The organism is Isoptericola nanjingensis (assembly GCF_050311635.1).
GTDB lineage: Bacteria > Actinomycetota > Actinomycetes > Actinomycetales > Cellulomonadaceae > Isoptericola > Isoptericola nanjingensis.
In genome coordinates, this window is the sequence record NZ_JBNOZL010000002.1 from 72,131 (window position 1) to 92,410 (window position 20,280).

General features: G+C 74.3%; 21 protein-coding genes and 1 riboswitch. Of the genes, 9 read left to right on the forward strand and 12 right to left on the reverse strand.

Features of this window, described 5'->3' with window-relative positions; translation table 11 throughout:
• Positions 1 to 45: 45 nt before the first annotated feature.
• Positions 46 to 675, forward strand: a complete 630-nt coding sequence (locus ACQP6G_RS03180) for a P-loop NTPase family protein (RefSeq protein WP_429762757.1) — start codon at positions 46 to 48, stop codon at positions 673 to 675.
• Here the strand turns inward: ACQP6G_RS03180 and ACQP6G_RS03185 are convergent.
• The 8 genes from ACQP6G_RS03185 to ACQP6G_RS03220 form a co-directional block, all read right to left on the reverse strand.
• Positions 662 to 1,333 (reverse strand): GAP family protein, encoded by a 672-nt coding sequence (locus ACQP6G_RS03185; protein WP_429762758.1) that lies wholly within the window; start codon positions 1,331 to 1,333, stop codon positions 662 to 664. The two genes, ACQP6G_RS03180 and ACQP6G_RS03185, sit on opposite strands and share 14 nt — an antisense overlap.
• 78 nt (positions 1,334 to 1,411) lie before the next feature.
• Entirely contained in the window at positions 1,412 to 1,849 is a 438-nt protein-coding gene (locus ACQP6G_RS03190; RefSeq protein WP_429762759.1) for a (deoxy)nucleoside triphosphate pyrophosphohydrolase, read from the reverse strand.
• A gap of 118 nt (positions 1,850 to 1,967) precedes the next feature.
• Positions 1,968 to 2,198, reverse strand: a complete 231-nt coding sequence (locus ACQP6G_RS03195) for a helix-turn-helix domain-containing protein (protein ID WP_429731230.1) — start codon at positions 2,196 to 2,198, stop codon at positions 1,968 to 1,970.
• A 250-nt stretch (positions 2,199 to 2,448) separates the two neighbouring features.
• Positions 2,449 to 2,817 (reverse strand): glycine cleavage system protein GcvH, encoded by a 369-nt coding sequence (gene gcvH / locus ACQP6G_RS03200; protein WP_429762760.1) that lies wholly within the window; start codon positions 2,815 to 2,817, stop codon positions 2,449 to 2,451.
• Between the two features lie 69 nt (positions 2,818 to 2,886).
• Positions 2,887 to 4,050: a glycine cleavage system aminomethyltransferase GcvT gene (gene gcvT, locus ACQP6G_RS03205; protein ID WP_429762761.1), complete on the reverse strand. Its 1,164-nt coding sequence runs from the start codon at positions 4,048 to 4,050 to the stop codon at positions 2,887 to 2,889.
• Positions 4,051 to 4,096: 46 nt separating this feature from the next.
• Entirely contained in the window at positions 4,097 to 7,183 is a 3,087-nt protein-coding gene (gene gcvP, locus ACQP6G_RS03210; RefSeq protein WP_429762762.1) for an aminomethyl-transferring glycine dehydrogenase, read from the reverse strand.
• Between the two features lie 149 nt (positions 7,184 to 7,332).
• Positions 7,333 to 7,440, reverse strand: a riboswitch (glycine riboswitch).
• A gap of 77 nt (positions 7,441 to 7,517) precedes the next feature.
• Positions 7,518 to 8,171 carry an HdeD family acid-resistance protein gene (locus tag ACQP6G_RS03215; protein WP_429762763.1) on the reverse strand — a complete coding sequence of 218 codons (654 nt, stop codon included), beginning with the start codon at positions 8,169 to 8,171 and terminating at the stop codon, positions 7,518 to 7,520.
• Positions 8,172 to 8,243: 72 nt separating this feature from the next.
• Complete coding sequence (locus ACQP6G_RS03220) at positions 8,244 to 9,152, reverse strand: LysR family transcriptional regulator (RefSeq protein WP_429762764.1); 909 nt, start codon at positions 9,150 to 9,152, stop codon at positions 8,244 to 8,246.
• Between the two features lie 185 nt (positions 9,153 to 9,337).
• Between ACQP6G_RS03220 and ACQP6G_RS03225 the strand changes: the two genes are divergently transcribed.
• Positions 9,338 to 9,658 carry a CBU_0592 family membrane protein gene (locus tag ACQP6G_RS03225; protein WP_429762765.1) on the forward strand — a complete coding sequence of 107 codons (321 nt, stop codon included), beginning with the start codon at positions 9,338 to 9,340 and terminating at the stop codon, positions 9,656 to 9,658.
• A gap of 7 nt (positions 9,659 to 9,665) precedes the next feature.
• Here ACQP6G_RS03225 and ACQP6G_RS03230 read toward each other — a convergent pair whose 3' ends face one another.
• The 3 genes from ACQP6G_RS03230 to ACQP6G_RS03240 all read right to left on the reverse strand — a co-directional run bounded on the left by ACQP6G_RS03230 (position 9,666) and on the right by ACQP6G_RS03240 (position 12,407).
• Positions 9,666 to 10,163: a DUF6328 family protein gene (locus ACQP6G_RS03230; RefSeq protein ID WP_429762766.1), complete on the reverse strand. Its 498-nt coding sequence runs from the start codon at positions 10,161 to 10,163 to the stop codon at positions 9,666 to 9,668.
• The gene (locus ACQP6G_RS03235) at positions 10,160 to 10,939 is read right to left on the reverse strand and encodes an endonuclease/exonuclease/phosphatase family protein (RefSeq protein ID WP_429762767.1); all 780 of its coding nucleotides are present in this window, start codon (positions 10,937 to 10,939) and stop codon (positions 10,160 to 10,162) included. The genes ACQP6G_RS03230 and ACQP6G_RS03235 overlap by 4 nt, the downstream gene beginning before the upstream one ends.
• A gap of 286 nt (positions 10,940 to 11,225) precedes the next feature.
• Positions 11,226 to 12,407, reverse strand: a complete 1,182-nt coding sequence (locus ACQP6G_RS03240) for an aminotransferase class I/II-fold pyridoxal phosphate-dependent enzyme (RefSeq protein WP_429762768.1) — start codon at positions 12,405 to 12,407, stop codon at positions 11,226 to 11,228.
• An 83-nt stretch (positions 12,408 to 12,490) separates the two neighbouring features.
• Between ACQP6G_RS03240 and ACQP6G_RS03245 the strand changes: the two genes are divergently transcribed.
• The 4 genes from ACQP6G_RS03245 to ACQP6G_RS03260 are packed head-to-tail and all read left to right on the forward strand — an operon-like array spanning position 12,491 to position 15,305.
• The gene (locus tag ACQP6G_RS03245) at positions 12,491 to 13,042 is read left to right on the forward strand and encodes a DnaJ family domain-containing protein (RefSeq protein WP_429762769.1); all 552 of its coding nucleotides are present in this window, start codon (positions 12,491 to 12,493) and stop codon (positions 13,040 to 13,042) included.
• 6 nt (positions 13,043 to 13,048) lie between these two features.
• A complete protein-coding gene (locus tag ACQP6G_RS03250) occupies positions 13,049 to 13,633 on the forward strand; it encodes an AAA family ATPase (protein ID WP_429762770.1) in 585 nt (194 codons plus the stop codon).
• Entirely contained in the window at positions 13,630 to 14,412 is a 783-nt protein-coding gene (locus ACQP6G_RS03255; RefSeq protein ID WP_429762771.1) for an HAD-IIA family hydrolase, read from the forward strand. The genes ACQP6G_RS03250 and ACQP6G_RS03255 overlap by 4 nt, the downstream gene beginning before the upstream one ends.
• Before the next feature lie 44 nt (positions 14,413 to 14,456).
• Positions 14,457 to 15,305: a Nif3-like dinuclear metal center hexameric protein gene (locus tag ACQP6G_RS03260; RefSeq protein ID WP_429762772.1), complete on the forward strand. Its 849-nt coding sequence runs from the start codon at positions 14,457 to 14,459 to the stop codon at positions 15,303 to 15,305.
• Here the strand turns inward: ACQP6G_RS03260 and ACQP6G_RS03265 are convergent.
• Positions 15,293 to 15,709: a RidA family protein gene (locus ACQP6G_RS03265; RefSeq protein WP_429762773.1), complete on the reverse strand. Its 417-nt coding sequence runs from the start codon at positions 15,707 to 15,709 to the stop codon at positions 15,293 to 15,295. The genes ACQP6G_RS03260 and ACQP6G_RS03265 overlap by 13 nt on opposite strands.
• 106 nt (positions 15,710 to 15,815) lie before the next feature.
• Between ACQP6G_RS03265 and ACQP6G_RS03270 the strand changes: the two genes are divergently transcribed.
• The 3 genes from ACQP6G_RS03270 to ACQP6G_RS03280 are packed head-to-tail and all read left to right on the forward strand — an operon-like array spanning position 15,816 to position 20,233.
• Complete coding sequence (locus ACQP6G_RS03270) at positions 15,816 to 17,159, forward strand: type III PLP-dependent enzyme domain-containing protein (RefSeq protein ID WP_429762774.1); 1,344 nt, start codon at positions 15,816 to 15,818, stop codon at positions 17,157 to 17,159.
• Positions 17,160 to 17,170: 11 nt separating this feature from the next.
• Positions 17,171 to 18,787 (forward strand): N-acyl-D-amino-acid deacylase family protein, encoded by a 1,617-nt coding sequence (locus tag ACQP6G_RS03275; protein WP_429762775.1) that lies wholly within the window; start codon positions 17,171 to 17,173, stop codon positions 18,785 to 18,787.
• 15 nt (positions 18,788 to 18,802) lie between these two features.
• Positions 18,803 to 20,233, forward strand: a complete 1,431-nt coding sequence (locus tag ACQP6G_RS03280) for a GntT/GntP/DsdX family permease (RefSeq protein WP_429762776.1) — start codon at positions 18,803 to 18,805, stop codon at positions 20,231 to 20,233.
• Positions 20,234 to 20,280 lie beyond the last annotated feature (47 nt).

A 20,280-nucleotide genomic window follows, 5' to 3' on the forward strand; every position in this document is an offset into this window, starting at 1 on the left:
GTGGCTGAGGGCTGTGAGGCGCTGGCGCCACCGTACTCTTGGCGGGTGCCGCACGACGCCCCTCCCTCACCCGTGACCGCCCGCCGGATCCTCGTGGCGGGCACGTCCGGGGCGGGCAAGTCGACGCTCGCCGGGCGCGTGGCGGCCGCCCTCGACCTGCCGTACACCGAGCTGGACAGCCTGTTCCACGGCGCCGGCTGGACGCCCCGTGCGGAGTTCGAGGACGACGTCCGCGCCGTCGTCGCGCAGGACGCCTGGGTCAGCGAGTGGCAGTACACGCCCGTGCGGCCGCTGCTGCTGGAGCGCGCCGAGCTGCTGGTGTGGCTCGACCTGCCGGTGCCGGTCGTGCTGTGGCAGGTCGGACGGCGCACCGTGCGGCGCAGGCTGCGGCGGACGGAGCTGTGGAACGGGAACGTCGAGCCGCCCCTGCGGACCGTCCTCTCCGACCGCGACCACATCCTCCGGTGGGCGTGGCGCACCCGGCACAAGCTCCGCGGGCTCGACCGGCGGCTGACGCGCGAGGCGCCGCACGTGCAGGTCGTGCGGCTGCGCCGCCGCCGCGACGTCGAGCGCTGGGTGCGCGCCCTGGGTCCCCGGCCTGAGGAGCCGGAGGTCTCCAGCAGCGCGGCGGAGCACCGTCACCGTCTGGTCGGCCGCGGCCTCACAGCGCGCTGATGCCGTCGCCGAGCACCTTGGCGCCGATGACGAGCAGCAGGACGGCCATGATCACGCCGTTGTTCTGGACCATCCACGTCTTCAGCCCGTCGAGCACGTGGGCGGCGCGCTCCCCCATCGCGAGGTAGATGACCAGCGGGGTCACGACGCCGGCGCTGGCGATGAGCGCGAAGACGACGGCGGCCACGACCTGCGCGTTCGTGTCGCCCGGTGCGGCCGAGGCGATGGCGGCACCGCCGGACACGACGAGCAGCAGGTTCTTCGGGTTGACCGCGGACAGGAGGACGGCGAGGCCGAGCGCCTTGCCGGGCGTGAACTGGTCGATGGCCGCCATCCACTTCGGCGTCTCCGGCTCGACGCCCTCGCGCGGCCGGCCGCGCCACTGCTTCACCGCGAGCAGCAGGAGCAGCACGCCGAGCACGATCTTGACGATCGCCGCCCACAGGGGCGTGCCCTCCTCGTCGGGGGCGGCCGAACCGGCGAGCACGGCGACGAGCGCGACCACGACCAGGACGGCGACGAACCAGCCGATCAGGAAGGCGGCGGCGTTGGCCTTGGCACGCCGGCTGACCAGCATCAGCACGACGGCGACGATCGGCAGCGGGCTGATGAGGACGCCCACCGCCACCGGGAGGGACTGTCCGATCGCTGCGCCCACCTGTGCTCCTTCGTCCGGGTCTGGTCCGAACGTAGGCGGGGTGGGACGAGACCGCCCGTCGAGTCGCCTGCCGAGGTGTCAGCGCGCGGTGTCGACCCGGTCGTGCAGGACGGCGTCGAGCGCCTCGACGATCCGGACGTCGCCGTCCAGCCAGTCGACGTCGAGCAGCGTGGAACGGTCCAGCCAGCGCAGGTCGTCGTGCTCGACGAGGGGCCGCGGGTCACCGTCGGTGACGACCGCCAGCCAGAGGCGCAGCACGTGCCGGTCGGTGATGATCCAGCCGCCGTCGTCGGGGCCGGGCAGCTCGTGGCCGAGATCGACCCGCACCCCGAGCTCCTCCATGAGCTCGCGGTGCAGCGCCTCGGCCGGCGTCTCCCCCGGGTCCACCTTGCCGCCCGGGAACTCCCACCGGCCCACGAGGTGCTCGGGCCGGCTCCGCCGGGCGGCGAGCAGGCGCGCCGGGTGGTCGAGGTCGTCGACGATCGCGGCGGCGACCACGAGGCGGCGGGCTGTCATGACGGAAAGTCTGCCATCCGTGTCCCGGCGCACCGTGTCGTGGCCGGTCCCCGGACGTGCGAGAGCCCCGCGCCGACGACCTCCCCTGTCGTCGGGCGGGGCTCGCACCTACCCGCTGTCAGCCGACTCCCAGGCCGGCCTGTCGCGCCCATGCGACGGCCTCCGCCCGGTTGGAGACACCGATCTTGCGATACACGCTGCGCACCTGCGACTTCACCGTGTTCCGGGTGACGAACAGCTTGGTCGCGATCTGCTCGAGGGTGACGTCCTCGGACAGGTTGGACAGGACCACGCGCTCGCGGCGCGTCAGCAGACGGTTCGTCACCGGGGCCATTTCGATCGTGCTCATCGTTCTTCCTCCGTCGACGGCCGCCGACCGAAGGTCGACCAGGGGAAGCCGTCATGGATGAAGATGCGGACGGGCCGCTCTCATGACGCGAAATTCTGCGGATCGCTGTCGCCCGAGGACGACGACGGCCGGCCGCGCCCCCTCGAAGGGCGCGGCCGGCCATGTCGTCGCAGGTCAGCGCGGTTATCCCAGGCAATCAACGCATTTCGGGCCCGATGGTCACGATTCGGTCACGAGATTCGGGAAAGCGTCAGCCGGCCTGGGCGGCGTACTCCTCGGCCGTCAGCAAGGCCCCGCGGGAGGTCACGTCGACCTTGAAGAGCCACCCCGCACCGAAGGGGTCGGAGTTCACGACGGCCGGGTCGTCCACGGCCGACTGGTTGACCTCCACCACGGTGCCGCTCACCGGCGAGTACAGCTCCGAGACGGACTTGGTGGACTCGATCTCGCCGACGACGGCGCCCGCCTCGATCGTCACGCCCACCTCGGGCAGCTCGAGGTAGACGACGTCGCCCAGCGCGTCGGCGGCGACGGACGTGACGCCGATCGTGGCGGGCGACGCGTCGTCCACCCACTCGTGCTCGGCGGAGTAGCGGAGGTTCTCGGGGAAGTCGGCCATGGGGACTGCTCCTTCGGGTTCTGCGTGCTTGACGACGGTCGGGCTCAGGACGAGGTCAGGACGATCGTCCTACGACCGCTGGTAAAAGGGCAGCGGGACGACGACGAACGGCTCGGCGCGGCCGCGCACGTCGACGGCGAGGGCGGTGCCCTCGGCCGACACCTCGGGCGTCACGTACGCCATCGCCACCGGGTAGCCGAGCGTCGGCGACGGCGCGCCGGACGTCACGTGGCCGACGACGGCTCCCACCGCGCCGTCGAGGCCGCGCTGCACGACGTCGTACCCCGCGCGGGCCGGACGGCGACCCTCCCCGCGCAGGCCGACGAGGACGCGTGCCGGCGCGCTCCGGGCGCGCGCCGCGAGGGCGTCGCGGCCCACGAACGGCAGCGGCTCGCCGTCGGCGCCGGTCTTGTCGAGCTTCACGACGCGGCCGAGGCCCGCCTCGTACGGCGTCGTGGTCTCGTCGAGCTCGTGCCCGTAGAGCGGCATGCCCGCCTCGAGCCGGAGGGAGTCCCGCGCGGACAGCCCGGCCGGGACGAGGCCGCGCCCCTCCCCCGCCGCCAGCAGCGCCCGCCAGAGCTCCACCGCCCGGTCGGCGGGCACGAACAGCTCGAAGCCGTCCTCGCCCGTGTACCCGGTGCGGGCCAGCAACACGCCGATCCCGGCGACCGTGGCCTCCGCCGACGCGTAGTACTTCATGCCGCGGACCGTGTCGACGTCGTCGTCGGCCGAGAGCGAGGCGACGACCTCCTCGGCCTGCGGGCCCTGCACCGCGACCAGCGCGGTCTCGGCGGACCGGTCGGTGACGAGCGCGTCGAAGCCGGACGACCGCGCGACCAGCTCGGCCGCGACGCGCGGCGCGTTGCCCGCGTTGGCGACGACGAGGAAGTGCTCGTCGGCCAGGCGGTAGACGATGAGGTCGTCGAGCACCGAGCCGTCCTCGGCGCAGATCATCGAGTACCGCGCCCGGCCGACGCCGATCGCGCTCGCGTTGCCCACGAGCGCCTGGTCCAGCGCCGCGCCCGACTCCGCGCCCTCGAGGTGGATCTCCCCCATGTGCGACAGGTCGAACAGCCCCGCGGCCTCGCGCACCGCGCGGTGCTCCGCCAGGTCGGAGGTGTACCGCAGCGGCATCAGCCAGCCGCCGAAACCGGTGAGGCTGGCGCCCAGCGCGACGTGCTCGTCGTGCAGCGGCGTGGTCTTGTCCTGCGTCTCCTGCTGGTCCTCGGCCATCGAGGCTCCCTTCGGTGTGTCCCGGGTCGCGTGTGGTGGGCAGCGATCAGTGCGTGGGGGCGGGCTCCGCGTAGGACTCCAGGGGCGGGCACGCGCACACGAGGTTGCGGTCGCCCTTGGCCCCGTCGATGCGGCGCACGGGCGACCAGTACTTCGCGCCCCGCAGGCTGGGCAGCGGGAAGGCGGCCCGCTCGCGGGAGTACGGGTGCTCCCACTCGTCGGCGACGACGCTCGCCGCGGTGTGCGGGGCGTGCCGCAGCGGGTTGTCGTCCACGGTCCACTCCCCCGCCGCGACACGGTCGATCTCACCGCGGATGGCGATCATCGCGTCGACGAAGCGGTCCAGCTCGGCGAGGTCCTCGCTCTCGGTGGGCTCCACCATCAGCGTGCCCGCCACCGGGAACGACATCGTCGGGGCGTGGAAGCCGTAGTCGATGAGGCGCTTCGCCACGTCCTCCGCGGTCACGCCCGTCTCGGCGGTCATCGGCCGCAGGTCGAGGATGCACTCGTGCGCCACCAGGCCGTTCTCGCCGGTGTAGAGCACCGGGAAGTACGGGTCCAGGCGCTTCGCCACGTAGTTCGCGGTGAGGACGGCGGCCTTCGACGCCTCGGTCAGCCCGTCCGGCCCCATCAGGGCGAGGTACGCGTACGAGATCGGCAGGATCCCCGCCGACCCGTGCGGCGCCGCGCTCACGGGCGCGATGCCGTCGTGGCCGTCGATCCCCGGCGTCGGGTCCGCCGGCAGGAACGGCACCAGGTGCGCGGCCACCGCGACCGGGCCCACGCCCGGACCACCGCCGCCGTGCGGGATGCAGAACGTCTTGTGCAGGTTGAGGTGCGAGACGTCGCCGCCGAACTCCCCCGGTCGCGCCAGCCCGACCAGCGCGTTGAGGTTCGCGCCGTCGATGTACACCTGCCCGCCTGAGTGATGTACAAGGTCGCAGACCTCGCGGACGTGCTCCTCGTAGACGCCGTGCGTCGACGGGTACGTGATCATGATCCCGGCCACCTGCGGGCCGTGCTGCTCGAGCTTCGCCCGCAGGTCGTCCAGCTGGATCTCGCCGTCGTCCGCCGTCGCCACGACCACCACGCGCAGGCCCGCCAGCGCCGCCGAGGCCGCGTTCGTGCCGTGCGCCGACGCTGGGATCAGCACGATGTCGCGGTGCTCCTCGCCGCGCGACCGGTGGTACCCCTTGATCGCCAGCAGCCCCGCGAACTCGCCCTGCGAGCCGGCGTTCGGCTGCACGGAGACGCCCGCGTACCCCGTGATCTCCGCGAGCTGCGACTCCAGCGTCGACACCAGCTCCGCGTAGCCCAGCGCCTGGTCAGCCGGCACGTACGGGTGGATGTCCGCGAAGCCCGGCCAGCTGATGGCCTCCATCTCCGCCGTCGCGTTGAGCTTCATCGTGCACGAGCCCAGCGGGATCATCGTGCGGTCCAGCGCCAGGTCCTTGTCGCTCAGCGACCGCAGGTACCGGAGCATCGAGGTCTCGCTGCGGTGCAGGTGGAAGATGGGGTGCTGGAGGTACTGCGTCTGTCGGGTCACTTCCGCGGGGAGGTCGACAACCTCTCGCGCGGACGCGTTCACGGGCGCCAGGGCGCCCTCCACTTCGGGAAGGTCTACGTCCGCGCGAGAGGTTGCCGACCTCCCCGCTCCCTGGTGCGTTCCGCCGTCCTGGGGGGTGGCGGCGGCGAAGGTCGCGAGAACGGCGTCCACGTCCGCCGAGGTGGTGGTCTCGTCGCAGGCGATCTGTACATGGTCGGCGTCGGCCTTGTACAGGTTGTAGCCGGCGTCCGCGGCTGCTGCCACGACGCGTCCTGCCTGGCCGGGGACCACCGCGCGGACGGTGTCGAAGAAGACGTCGTGCTCGACCGCGATGCCCGCCGCGCGGAGGCCCGACGCGACGGCCGCGGCGCGGGCGTGGGTGCGCTCGGCGATCGCGCGGAGGCCGTCGGGGCCGTGGTACACGGCGTACATCGAGGCCACGATGGCGAGCAGCGCCTGCGCGGTGCAGATGTTGCTCGTCGCCTTCTCGCGGCGGATGTGCTGCTCGCGGGTGGCGAGGGCGAGGCGCAGGCCCGTGGCGCCGTCGGCGTCGGTCGAGACGCCGACGAGGCGGCCGGGAAGCTGGCGCTCCAGGCCCTTGCGGACCGCCATGAACGCGGCGTGCGGGCCGCCGTAGAAGAGCGGGACGCCGAAGCGCTGGGCCGAACCGACCGAGACGTCGGCGCCGAGCTCGCCCGGGGAGGTCAGCAGGGTGAGGGCCAGGAGGTCCGCGGCCACCGTGACCAGCGCGCCGCGCTCCTTGGCCTCCGCGACCACGCCGCGTGCGTCCAGCACGCGGCCGGACGCGCCCGCCTGCTGCACCACGACGCCCACCAGGTCGCCGGCGGGGAGCGTCCCGCCCGCCGCGACGAACGCGTCGAGGCCCGCCGCCAGGCCGCCGTCGAGCCCGACCACGACCACCGGCAGGCCGATCGCCTCGGCGCGGCCGCGCGTGACCGACAGGCTCTGCGGGAACAGGTCGGCGTCGAGCACGACGTACCCGCTCTTCGCGCGCGAGGCGCGCCACATCAGCGCGACGGCCTCGGCGACGGCCGTGGCCTCGTCCAGCAGGGACGCGCCCGCGATGCCCAGGCCGGTGAGGTCCTCCACGGCCTGCTGGAAGTTCAGCAGCGCCTCGAGGCGGCCCTGGGAGATCTCCGGCTGGTACGGCGTGTACGCCGTGTACCAGGCGGGGGACTCGAGCACGTTGCGGCGGATGACCGGGGGAGTGGCGGTGCCGTAGTAGCCGAGGCCGATCATCTGGCGCTTGACCTGGTTCCTCCCCGCGAGGTCGCGCAGGTGGGCGAGCACCTCGGCCTCCGAGCGGGCGGCCGGCAGGTCCAGCGGGCGGTCGGTGCGGATCGACGCGGGGACGGCAGCGTCCACCAGCGCGTCGAGGCTCGCGTGGCCGAGGGTGTCGAGCATCGCGGCGACCTCGCGGCCGCGCGGGCCCACGTGCCGGTCCGCGAAGACGTCGGGGTCGACGCCGGTGAGGATGTGCGAGTCGTCCGGGAGGGTGGTCACGTCGGAGCTCCGAGGGTCGGGCCGGGCAGGCGGGGGACTGGCAGGTCCTCCCCGCTCTGTCATCGGACGCGCGCGCGTCGACCTGAGAGTTTTGCCGGTCCGCCATGGCGTCGTCGCAGACGTGACCTACGACGTCGACGGGGCGCGCCGACTTGCACCGTCGGTGGGCCCGCCCGTCGCGAGGACGGGGCAGGGCCGCTTTCCAGAGTTGCCTCGCCACGACGGTACGGATGCCTGAGAGATTCCCGGGGAGGGTTGCTCCTTCGGCGCCGGCCGGCCACCTTGCGGGGGCGCGGCGCGAGCTCTCCCGTCGCGGTTCGAGCGGCTATGCGGCAACCGCACCCGGAGGTGCGGCCGCGTTGTGGGCAGCCGGGGCTGCGGTGTGACGCGCCCGATCCTACCCGGCCGCGGCGCCGTCCCGGGCCTTGCGGGCGTCCCGGTCCCGGGTGCCCGTGGCGAACGCGCCCACGACCAGCACCGCGCCGGCGAGCACCAGGTAGAGCGCGAGCAGCTGCGCGCCCGTGGCGACGTCCGAGCTGGGCCGCAGCAGCATCACCAGCCCGAGCACGATCCACAGCACCGCGTTGACGAGCTGCCAGTCCCACGACGTCGTGCGGAGCGCGCGACCCCGCAGCGCGCCGATGACGCCGACCACGCCGGCCGCGCACGCCCAGACCGCCACGACCAGGTACATCACCGGGCCGGTCATGGACGGCCAGACGATGATGAGGACGCCGGCGACGAGGCTGACGACGCCCGCGATCAGCCGCCAGCTGATCTCGTCGCCCGTACCCTGCGGACGGCCCGACCGCTTGGTGGGGGCGCCCTCCAGCGTGAGCAGCACGCCCGGGACGACGATCACCAGGCCGACGAGCCACCGCACCCACACGAGCCCGCGGTCGGGGTTCGCGAACAGCACGATCCCCGCGGCCAGGTACATCAGCGCGCGCAGGTACACCAGACCCCAGAGGCGGCGCGCGGCGCCGAACGTGCGGTCGGACAGGGGCGCGGCCCCCGACGACCCGGCGGGCCCCGACGTCGTGTCGCTCATGCTCGCGATGCTAGGAGCGGTCCCGCCAGGTCGCGCGGCGGAGACCTGCGGCGTCGCGAGCGGGAGCGGCCCTCAGGCGAGCTCGAGGTCGCGGGTCACCTCGACCATCGCGTCGACGACGGCGCGCACGGCCGGGCCGGGCTCGTGCCGCGTGGCGCGGTGCCGCGCCACGATCCGGCGGGTGCCGAGACCCGCGAGGCGCGCGACCTCGACGCCCTCGGGCACGTCCCCGCCCTGGAGCGCGAGCGCGGGCAGCATGGCCACGCCCTGGTTCGCCGCGACGAGCGCGAGCGCCGTGTCGAAGTCGAAGAAGCGGTGCCGCTGGCTGACGGTCGTGCCGAGCGTGCGGGCGAGGCGGCGCAGCGCGCGGTCGGACGCCGTGTCGGCCTCGGCGCCGACCCACTGCAGGTTCGCCAGGTCGTCGAGGCGCTCGGGCATGGGCAGCCCGGCGGGCACGACGACGCACCACGGCTCGTCGAGCAGGGGGACGTCGTGCACGCCGCGGGGGGCGGGGGAGTCCATGTCGGCGTCGCGCTCGAGGAGGATGACGTCGAGGTCGCCGGCGCGCAGCATGCGGATCGCCTCGGCCGGCTCGTGCTCGCGCACGTCCACCTCGACGGCCGGGTACTGCTCGGCCAGGTCGAGCAGCATGGGCGCCACGACGGCACGGATCGCCGTCTGGAAGGCGCCCAGCACGACCCTGCCGCTCACCCCCTCGCCGAGCCCGGCGATCGCCTGCCGGGCCTCGAGAAGCTCGGCCTCGATCCGCTCGCCGGCCTCGGCCAGCACGCGGCCCGCCGGGGTGAGGGTCACGCCGCGCGGCCCGCGGTCGAGGACGGCGATGCCCTCCTCGGCCTCGAGGCGGGCGATCTGCTGGGACACCGCGGACGGGGTGACATGCAGAAGATCTGCTGCCGCGAGCACGCCCCCGGCCCGGTGCACGGCAAGGAGGAAGGCAAGTCTCCGTGGGTCTGTGGCCATGTAGAGATACTAACTGCCGGTCGGAGAAGGATTTGATTGTGCTGAACGCAGGTCGTGCTGCAGAATCGTTTCGACGCCAGCCGGACCTCTCCGGTTCCCGGGTCTCGGGAGCGGCGTCCCCACATCCTCAGCTCTTCCTTCCCGTGGCACACCTGTGCCACGCCGACCCCCCGGAGGTGCCCGTCATGACGATCTCCCTGCTGACCGTGATTACTGCCCTCGGGTGGGCCGGCGCCCTCGCCGGGCTCATCGCCTACGGGATGGTGAGCAAGGGCCGCTGGACCGCGAACTCGTTCGCCTTCCAGATCACCAACATGTGCGGTGCGGTCGTGATGACCGTCGTCGCGGGCGTGAACGGCGTCTGGCCGTCCGCCGCCGCGAACCTCGCCTGGATCGTCATCGGCGCGCAGACGCTGCTGACCGTCAGCAAGGCGCGGGCCGCCGCGCGCCGCGACGCGGAGGTCGCGCCCGTCGAGTCGGCCGAGCAGGTCGACCTCGCCGCCTGACCCCGCGTCACTCCCGGCGGTGCCGCACGAACGCGGGCACCACCGCCCACAGGCCGAGCAGCACGACCGCCGACGCGGCGCCCACGACGATCCCCGCCGTGCGGCCCAGCACGACGTCGAACACGAGCTCCGCCGTGCCCGCCAGCGCGATCGCGAGGAGCACCAGCCCGGCGCGCGCCATCAGGTCGCCACCCGTCACCACCGACCGCTTGAGGTGCTTGCGGAACAGGGCCCGGTGCAGCGCCACCGGGGCGACGAGGAGCCCCGTCGTGGCCACGCACACGAGCACGAGCGTGAGGTAGACCGTGCGCTGGTAGTCGTCCAGGTCCGCGAAGCGGCTCTGGAACGGCAGGATCAGCAGGAAGCCGGTGAGGATCTGCACCCCGGTCTGCATGACGCGCAGCTCCTGCAGCAGCTCGTTCCAGTTGCGGTCCGAGCGCTGCTCCGGAGTCTCCTGACGGCCGTAGGACCGGTCGGGCACGCCGCCGGTGGGCTCGTCCGTCATCCCCCGTCCCCACCGGGTGCGACGTCGAGCGCGACGTCGACCACGACGGCGCGGTGGTCGCTGACGCCCAGGTCCACGGCCCGCGCGGCGGCGGCCGCGGTGACCGGGCCGTCCGCGAGCACGTGGTCGATGCGGAGCCAGGGCCGCGTGCGCGGATAGGTCGGCACGTGCACGAGCTCGCGCCAGCCCGTGCGCCGGGCGGGCAGGTCACCGCGGGTGTTGAGGTCGCCCAGCAGCACCAGCGGCCGCGGCGCGTGCCGCAGCCGGCGCCGCAGCCGCCGCAGCTGCGCGCCCTTCCACGGCTCGGTCTTCGACAGGTGGGTGGCGACGACGGTCAGCGGGCCGTCGGGGGTCGCCACGGCGGCCGCGACGGCGACGCGCGGCTCGTCCACGCCGAGCGGCGGGACGCCCGGCAGGTTGAGGCCGGGCAGCCGCATGGCGTGCCAGGCACGCACCGGGTGCCGGCTCAGCAGCGCGATCCCGTAGCCGGGCGGGGCGGGCAGGCGGCCGTCGTCGCCCGCGGCCGTGCGGGGGGCCCGGCGGCGGCGCCACGCCGGGTCGAGCGACCCGCGGACCGCGGGGACGAAGCGGTGCTCCGGCATCCCGAGCGCCGCGGCGACCCGGTACGCCTGCGCCTCCCCGTCGGACCGCGCCTGGCCGTGGTCCACCTCCTGCAGCGCCACGACGTCGGCGTCCAGCGCGGCCAGCGCCTGCCCGAGCCGGTCGAGGTCCACCTGCCGCCCGTCCACGAGCGCGTGCTGGACGTTCGCCGTCACCAGCCGGATCATCCGCCCTCCGTCCACGAGGTAGTACCGGTCCTGCCGAGGTAGTACGCACCCCCGCGAGGTAGTACCAGCCCTGTCGAGGTCGTACCTGGCCTGCCGAGGTAGTACGAACCCGCACGAGGTAGTGCGAGCCTCCCGCACCACGCGCCGTCTCGCACCCACGACCGCGGCCTCGGCCTCGGCCCACGACCTCGCGGGAGCCCCTACTACCTCGCGGGAATGCGTACTACCTCGCGAAGGTGCGTACCACCTCGCGAGGGTGGGTTCCACCTCGGCGTCAGAGCGTGCGGTGCCAGGCGACGATGCGGTCGACGGCGCGGGAGACGACGTCGGGCGCGGCGGCGAAGGAGAGGCGCACCCAGTCGCCCCCGCCCACGACGTCGAAGTCCGCGCCGGGGGTGATCGCGACGTCGGCCTCGGCCAGCAGGCGGCGGCAGTAGGTCACCGAGTCGCCGCCGACGGCGTCGCGGAAGCCGGCGACGTTCCCGTACAGGTAGAACGCACCGTCGGCGGGCGCGACGGGGCGCCAGCCGAGCTCGTCCACGCGGTCGAGCAGCGCGGCGCGCGACGCCGCGTACCGGGCCACGTTCTCCGCGGCGGCGGCGTAGCCGGCGGGGGAGAACGCCGCGACGCCCGCGTGCTGCGCCAGCGCCGGAGGCGAGAGGGCCACGTTGCCGGCGAGCGCGTCGACCGGCCCGACCAGCTCGTCGGGCAGGACGAGCCAGCCCAGCCGCCAGCCGGTCATGGCCCAGTACTTGGAGAACGAGTTCACCACCACGGCCCCGACATCCGTGTACATCGCCGCCGTGGCCTGCTGTACATCGGTCGAGTAGGCGATGCCGTGGTAGATCTCGTCGCTGATCAGGCGCACGTCGTGCTCCTCGCACCAGCGCGCCAGCGCGGCCAGCTCGGCGGGCGGGAGCATCGTGCCGGTCGGGTTGGCGGGGGAGGCCACGACCAGGCCGTCCAGCCCGCCCTCGTAGTACGCCTCCATGAGCTGGGAGACGGTGGGCTGGTACCGGGTGTCCGGGCCGCAGTCGAGCTCCACCACCTCGCACCCCAGCGCGGCGAGGATGTTCTTGTACGCCGGGTACCCCGGGCGGGCCAGCGCGACCCGGTCCCCGACGTCGAAGGCCGCGAGGAACGCGAGCAGGAACCCGCCGCTCGACCCGGTCGTCACGGCGATGCGCGCCGGGTCGACGTCGACGTCGTACCAGCGCCGGTAGTGCCCCGCGATCTCGCGGCGCAGCGCGGGCACGCCCATCGACTCCGTGTAGCCGAGGTCCGCGGTGCGCAGCAGCTCCGCCGCCTTCTCCCGCACGACGTCCGAGGCGCCGGTCGACGGCTCGCCCGCGCACAGGTTGAGCACGTCGTGGCCGGCGGCACGCCGCTCGTTGGCGGTGGCCAGCACCTGCATGACGGCGAACGGCGGCACGTGGCTGCGGCGCGAGACCTTCATACGGCCATCATGCCGGGTCCGGTCCCCGCGGCGGTGGCCCGGTCCGCCCCTAGGCTGGGAGCAGCCGACCCGAGGGGATGCCGATGTTCCGACGACGCCAGGACACGGAGAAGGACCCGGCGCGCCGGGCCGCGCAGTACCAGGTGGACCGGGAGGCGGCCGCCGACGCCGCGGCCGCGGAGGAGGCCGGCGACGCCGCACCCGACGAGGAGGCCGCCGGCGCGGGCCGGGCCAGGCGCCGCATGGACGACCGCGCCCTGTGGGTGGACACCGTCGTCGACCAGGCCATCCGGCGCGGCGAGTTCGACGACCTGCCGCTGGCGGGCAAGCCCATCCCCGGGCTGCGCGGCACGCACGACCCGGACTGGTGGCTCAAGAACCTCGTGGAGCGCGAGCAGATCACCGGCGTCCTCCCGGCGGCGCAGCTGCGCCGCGACGACGCCGAGCTGGACGAGACGCTCGACCGCGAGCCCGAGGAGCGGCGCGTCCGCGATGCCGTCGAGGAGTTCAACGCGCGGGTGATCGACGCCCGCCGGCAGCTCATGGGCGGCCCGCCGGTCGTGACCCCGACGCGCGACGTCGAGCGCGAGGTGCAGCGGTGGCGCGAGCGCCGCCGCGCCCGCGGGATCTTCTGAGGCACCGTGGGTGACGTCGTCGTGGTGTCGGGACCGCCGGGCTCGGGGAAGTCGGCGGTCGGGGCGGCCCTCGCCGACCTGCTCGACCCGTCCGCGCTGCTCGAGGCGGACTGGTTCTTCGGCCGGTGGCGGCGCGGCGCCGTCGACCCCTGGCTCCCGGAGGCGGCGCCCCAGACCGCGCCCGCCGGCCGGGCCGCCCTCGCCGCGACCGTGGAGCTCGCGCGGTCCGACGCCTGGGTGGTCTATGACGGCGTGCTGCACCGCGACGCCGCCCGGGACCTCGCGGCCCGCGCCGCTGCTGCGGGTATCGCCGTGCACCGCGCCGTCCTGCTGCCGCCCGTCGACGTGTGCCTGACCCGCGTGGCCGCACGCACGGGGCACGGCTTCGACGACCCCGACGCCACGCGGGACATGCACGCGGCCTTCGCCGCGGAGGTCCACGGAGCGCAGGCCGACCCGGCGGCCGATCGCGCCGTCCTGCGGGACGACGGCGCCTCGCCGGCCGACCTCGCGTCGCGGGTCCGCGACCTGCTGCACGCCGGGGCGCTGCGGGTGCCCGGCCCGGTCCCGACCGGGGGAGCGTGGCCGTGACCGGGCACGCCGTCCTGCTCGACCTGCAGGGCACGGTCCACGAGGGCGACCGCCTGGTCCCCGGTGCCGACGCGGCGGTCGCGGCGCTGCGCGACGCGGGGCACGCCGTCCGCTTCGTCACCAACACGGACTCCCAGGACTCGGCGTCGATCGTCGCGCGGCTGCGGGGGATGGGTCTCGGCCTGGACGCGGACGAGCTGTTCACCCCGGTGGACGCCGCCGTCGCCGACCTCGAGGGCACCGGCGCGCGGGTGCACGCGCTCGCCACCTCCGCCGTCCGCGACCAGCTCGCCGCGCGCCTCGACGTCGTCGGGCCGGAGGACGACCCGACGCACGTGCTCGTGGGCGACGTCCACGACGTGCTCGACTACCCGGCCCTGGATGCCGCCTTCCGCGCCGTCCTGGACGGCGCGGAGCTGCTGGCGCTGCAGCACGGGCGCTGGTTCCTGCGCGGCGGCCGGCCCGCGCTCGACACCGGGTCCGTGGTCGCCGCGATCGAGCACGGCGCCGAGGTGGCGGCGCGCACGCTGGGCAAGCCGAGCACGGAGTTCCTGCGGCTCGCGCTGAGCACCGTCAGCCCGGCGCCGGAGCCCGGGCGCACGTGGGTGGTGGGCGACGACCGCTCGTCGGACGTCGCGATGGGCCGTGCCGCGGGCGTCCGCACGGTGCTGGTGCGCACGGGCAAGTTCGCCCGCCAGGCCGACGACGGCTCGCTGCCGCGGCCCGAGCATGTGCTGGACGACGTCACGGCGCTGCCGGAGCTGCTCCGCCGGGCGTGAGGGCGCCGGGCACGAGCGTCGGCCCCGGCGGTTACCGTGGCGCCGTGACGACGCCCCACGACCCGACCCTCACCGCCGCCTGCCTGGCCTCCCGTGCGGCCGCGGCGCTGGCCGTGACGCGGCGGCCGACGACGGTCGACGGCCTGGTGGCCGGTGACCCCGGCACGGTGGTGCGCGGCGTCGCCGTGACGACGCTGGCCACGCTCGAGGTGCTGGAGCGCGCCGTCGCTGCGGGCGCGAACGTCGTCGTCACGCACGAGCCGCCCGACTACGACCACACGGGCGCCTCGGTGCCCGACCTGGAGGCGGAGGGCGACCCCGTGCTCGCCGCCAAGCGCGCGTTCGTGGCCGAGCACGGCCTCGTCCTGTGGCGCGCGCACGACGCCTGGCACGACCGGCGCCCGGACGGCGTCGACGAGGGCGCGGCCCGCGCGCTGGGCTGGTCGCTCGACCCTGCCGCCGAGGGAGCATCGGTGTGCGACGTCGGCCCGACGACGCTGGGGGCCCTGGCCGCGCACGTCGCGACGGCGCTCGGCTCGCGCACGGCCCGCTTCGTGGGCGACCCCGACCAGCCGGTGCGCCGCGTGGGCCTGGACCTGGGGTTCCGCGGCTTCGCGCGCAACCGCGCGCTGCTGCGCCGCGCCGACGTGGACGCCGTCGTCGTGGGGGAGGCCCACGAGTGGGAGACCCAGTCGTACGCCGTGGACGCCGCTCACCTCGGCACGACCGGTCGGGGCGCGCCGAAGGGGCTGGTCGTGGCCGGGCACGTGCCGGCCGAGCAGGCGGGGATGGCGTTCTTCGCCGACTGGCTGCGCGACGTCGTGCCGGAGGTGCCGGTGACGTTCCTGCCCGCGCCGGACCTCGCCCGCCCGGCCGGGGTTCACTCCACGTAGGCGAGCGCGTCGATCTCGACGAGCATCTCCTCGCGGGGCAGGCCGACCATGACGGTGGTGCGCGACGGCAGCACGGCGTCCGGGCCGAGCCGCTCGGTGAGGAACGCGCCGTACGCGTCGTTCATGGCACCGAAGTCGTCGCGGGTCGTGAGGTAGACGCGCAGCATGACGACGTCCGCCATCGTGCCGCCGCCGGCCTGGACGATCGCCTCGACGTTCTGCAGCGTGCGCGTCGTCTGCGCGGCGACGTCGCCCGGGTAGAGGTACTCGTTGGTCGCAGGGTCCACGGGGCCCTGCCCGGAGACCTGCAGCAGGTTGCCGACCCGCACGCCCTGGTGGAACGTGTGGGCCGGGGCGGGGGCCTGGTCGGTGGAGATCGCGGTCTTCGAGGTCTGCTCAGCCATTGGCTCGTCCTTTCGGGGGTGGTACGGCCGCTCTGGACCCGGCGTGCATTTCAGCGGCGTGTGCGGCATCGTCGCACCGTCGACGGGGAACGAGGAGGGCCTGACGATGGACGGTACCGGAGCCGAGGACACCTGTCGGATCGACCGCGAGAAGGTCGCCGCCCGGGAGGGCGAGCGCGTCGGCCGGTGGCACAAGGCGATCCCGCCCGAGCTGTGGGGGCTGACCGTCGCGGAGGTCCGCGAGCGCCGCCCGCGCCTGTCGCAGCTGCCGACCCCGCTGCTCACGCTGTCCCGGTCCGCGCTCGACACCAACCTCCGCGTGATGGCCGACTGGTGCGCGGAGCGCGGCCTCGACCTCGCCCCGCACGGCAAGACGACGATGGCGCCACACCTGTGGGCCGAGCAGGTCGATTCCGGGGCGTGGGCGATCACGGTCGCGAACCCGTTCCAGCTGGGCGTGGCCCTCGAGTTCGGCGTGAGCCGCGTGATGGTCGCGAACAGCGTGATCTCGCCGCTGGCGCTGCGCTGGATCGCGGACGAGCTGGCCGCCGACCAGCACCTGCGGGTGCTCGTCTGGGCGGACTCGCCGGTCACGGTGGACCTCATGCACGACGCGCTGGCGGCGCACGTCGAGGCCTCGGGCTCGCGCCCGCCGATCGACGTGCTCGTCGAGCGCGGCGGCGCGGGCGGCCGCACGGGCGCCCGGGACCTGGACACGGCGCTGGCGGCGGCGGAGCGCGTGGTCGCGTCGCCGCACCTGCGCCTGGCCGGCGTCGGGGGGTACGAGGGCGCACTGGCGCACGACTCGGACGCACACAGCCGGGACGTGGTGCGCGGCTACCTGCGCGACATGGTCGAGGTGCACGAGCGCCTGGCGGCCGACGGGCGCTACGAGGTGGAGGTGCCCGTCGTGACGGCGGGCGGCAGCGCGTACTTCGACGTCGTCGACGAGGTCATGGCGCCGCTGGTCGCGACGGGCACGCGCGTGGTGCTGCGCAGCGGCGCCTACATCGTGCACGACGACGGCTTCTACCGGCACGTCTCCCCGCTGGGCGAGGAGCCGCGCAGCGGCGGGCCGAGGTTCCGCAGCGCGATGCACGGGTGGGTGCGCGTGAGCTCGCAGCCCGAGCCGGGCCTCGCACTGTTCGACGCCGGCAAGCGCGACCTGCCGTTCGACGAAGGGTTGCCCGAGGTCCAGCTGCGCCGCCCGCGCGCGGCCGGCGAGGAGCCCGCCGCCGTCCCCGGCGTCCAGGTCACCGCGCTCAACGACCAGCACGGCTTCCTGCGCTGGGACGCCACGGCCGACGTCGACCTGCGCATCGGCGACGAGCTGCGGCTGGGTCTGTCGCACCCGTGCACGGCGATGGACAAGTGGACCCTCGTGCCGGTGGTGGACGACGCCGACACGGCCGACCCGGTCGTCGTCGACCTCGTCCGGACCTGGTTCTGAGGGGCAGCAGCATGGCCGCCGACCTGCTGATCCGCGACGCGCTGGTGCTCGACGGCACGGGCGCACCGGGCGTCGTCGCCGACGTCGCCGTGACCGACGGGCGCGTCACGGCCGTCGACGACGGCCGCTCCGACGCCCGTGCGGCGGGCGCCCACCGCACGGTGGACGCCGAAGGCCGCGCGCTGACGCCCGGCTTCATCGACATGCACGCGCACTCCGACGTGCAGATCCTCGCGAACCCGGACCACACCGCGAAGGTGAGCCAGGGCGTCACGCTGGAGGTGCTGGGCCAGGACGGCCTGTCCTTCGCGCCCGTGGACGAGCGCACGCGCACCGCGATCCGCGCCCAGATCGCGGGCTGGAACGACGACCCGCCGGGCTTCGCCTGGGACTGGGAGTCCGTGGCCGGCTACCTCGACCGCCTGGACCACGGGATCGCCTGCCACGCCGCCTACCTGGTGCCGCAGGGCACGCTGCGGCACCTCGTCGTCGGGCCGGACGAGCGCCCGGCGACGCCCGTGGAGGTCGCCCGGATGGGCGAGCTTCTCGCCCAGGGGATGCGCGAGGGCGCGCTGGGCATGAGCAGCGGCCTCACGTACACGCCGGGCATGTACGCCGACGACGACGAGCTCGCCGCGCTGCTGCGCGTCGTCGCCGCGCACGACGGCTACTACAGCCCCCACCACCGGTCGTACGGCAAGGGCGCGCTCGAGGCGTACGCCGAGATGATCGACCTGTCCCGAGCGACGGGCTGCGCGCTGCACCTCACGCACGCGACGATGAACTTCGCGCCCAACAAGGGCCGCGCGGGCGAGCTGCTCGCCCTGATCGACGCGGCGCTGGGCGACGGCGTCGACATCACGCTCGACACGTACCCGTACCTGCCGGGCTCGACGACGCTCAGCGCGATCCTGCCGAGCTGGTCGTTCTCGGGCGGCACGGACGCGCTGCTCGCGCGGCTGGCGGACCCCGCCGACCGCGAGCGCATCGTGGACGAGCTGGAGCACGTCGGCACCGACGGCTGCCACGGCTGCGTCGCGGAGTGGGACACGATCGAGATCAGCGGCGTGCAGAACCCGGCGCTGGCCGGCCGGGTGGGCCGCACCGTCGAGGCGATCGCCCGCGACGAGGGCCGCGCGCCGGGCGACGTGTTCGTGGAACAGCTGATCGCCGACCGGCTCGGCACGACGATCCTGCAGCACGTGGGCCACGAGGAGAACGTGCGCGCGATCATGCAGCACCGCACCCACACCGGGGGCTCGGACGCGATCCTCGTGGGCGGCCGCCCGCACCCGCGCGCGTGGGGCACCTTCCCGCGCTACCTCGCACGGTACGTGCGCGAGCTCGGCGTCCTCACGCTCGAGGACTGCGTGCACCACCTCACGGGCCGCCCCGCGGCGCGGCTGAGGCTGGTCGACCGCGGCCTGGTCCGCCCCGGCTACGCCGCGGACCTCGTGCTGCTCGACCCCGACACCGTCCAGGACGCGGCCACGTTCGAGGACCCGCGCCAGCAGGCGACGGGCATCGACCTGGTCCTGGTCGACGGCGTCGCCGTCATCGACGACGGCGCACGCACCGACGCCCTCCCCGGCCACGCGCTGCGACGCACCGGGAGCGGCACCCGCTGAGACAGGAGGAACCCGATGCACGCGCTGCTGCAGGCCGCGGGGGACGACGACGACACGCTCGCGCTGATCAACCAGCCGTGGTCGGAGCACGACACGCAGGTGCTGGTGGTCACCGCCATCGGCATCGCCGTGGTGGTGCTCCTCATCACGATGCTCAAGATGCACGGCTTCCTGGCCCTGACCATCGGGTCGCTGTTCGTGGCGATCGGGTCCGGCATCCCGCTCGGCGACGTCGCCGGGGTGTTCGAGACCGGCGTCGGGGACGTGCTGGGCACCGTGGGCGTGCTGGTGGTGCTGGGCGCCATGCTCGGCAAGCTGCTCGCCGACTCCGGGGGAGCGGACGAGATCGTCGACAAGATCTTCCGCGGCAGCACCGGGAGCCTGCCGTGGCGGATGGCGCTCATCGCGTTCCTCATCGGCATCCCGATGTTCTTCGAGGTCGGGCTCGTCCTCCTGATCCCGGTGATCATGCTGGCCGTCCGGCGCTCGGGCCTGCCGGCGATGCTGCTGGCCATGCCGGCGCTGGCCGGGCTGTCGGTGCTGCACGGCTTCGTGCCGCCGCACCCCGGGCCGCTGGCCGCCATCGGCAACCTCGGCGCCGACGTCGGCATCACCATGGCGCTCGGCCTGCTCATCGCCGTGCCCACCGTGATCATCGCCGGCCCGGTGTGGGGCCGGTTCGCCGCGAGGCTGGTGCCGATCGGCGCGCAGGGCGGCGGCGGGGGCATCGTCGCCGAGGAGGCGGGCGGCTCCGGGGAGCCGGGCACGGTCAAGACCCGCAACCCCACCTTCGTGCTCACCCTGGTGACCATCCTCAGCCCGGTGATCCTCATGCTGGTGCGCGCGGGCGTCGAGGTCTGGGCCAGCCCGGACTCGTGGTTCTACCCGTTCGTGTCGTTCATCGGCGAGCCGCTGGTGGCGCTGCTCATCGCCGTCCTGCTCGCGATGATCACGTTCGGCACCAGCGTCGGGTTCTCGCTCGGCACGCTCGGCTCGAAGATGACGGAGAGCCTCAAGCCCATCGCGAGCGCCACGATGATCGTCGGTGCCGGCGGCGGCTTCAAGGCCGTGCTGGTCGAGGGCGGCACGGGCATCGCCATCGGCAAGGCCGCCGTCGCGATGAGCCTGTCCATCCTGCTGCTCGGCTGGCTGATCGCCGTGCTGGTGCGCATCGCGACCGGGTCCGCGACGGTCGCGATCGTCACCGCGTCGGGCATCGTCGCGCCGCTCGCCACGGGCCTGACACCGACGCACCTCGCGCTCCTCGTGCTGGCCATCGGCGCGGGCTCGCTCATCCTGTCGCACGTCAACGACGCCGGGTTCTGGCTGGTCAAGGAGTACTTCGGCATGACCGTCGGTCAGACGCTCAAGACCTGGACGGTGATGGAGACGATCATCGCCGTCCTCGGACTGGTCTTCACCTGGCTGCTCTGGCTCGTGGTGTAGCCGGTCGTCCGGCACGGCCCGGTCGCGCGGGCGGGCCGAGTTCCTTA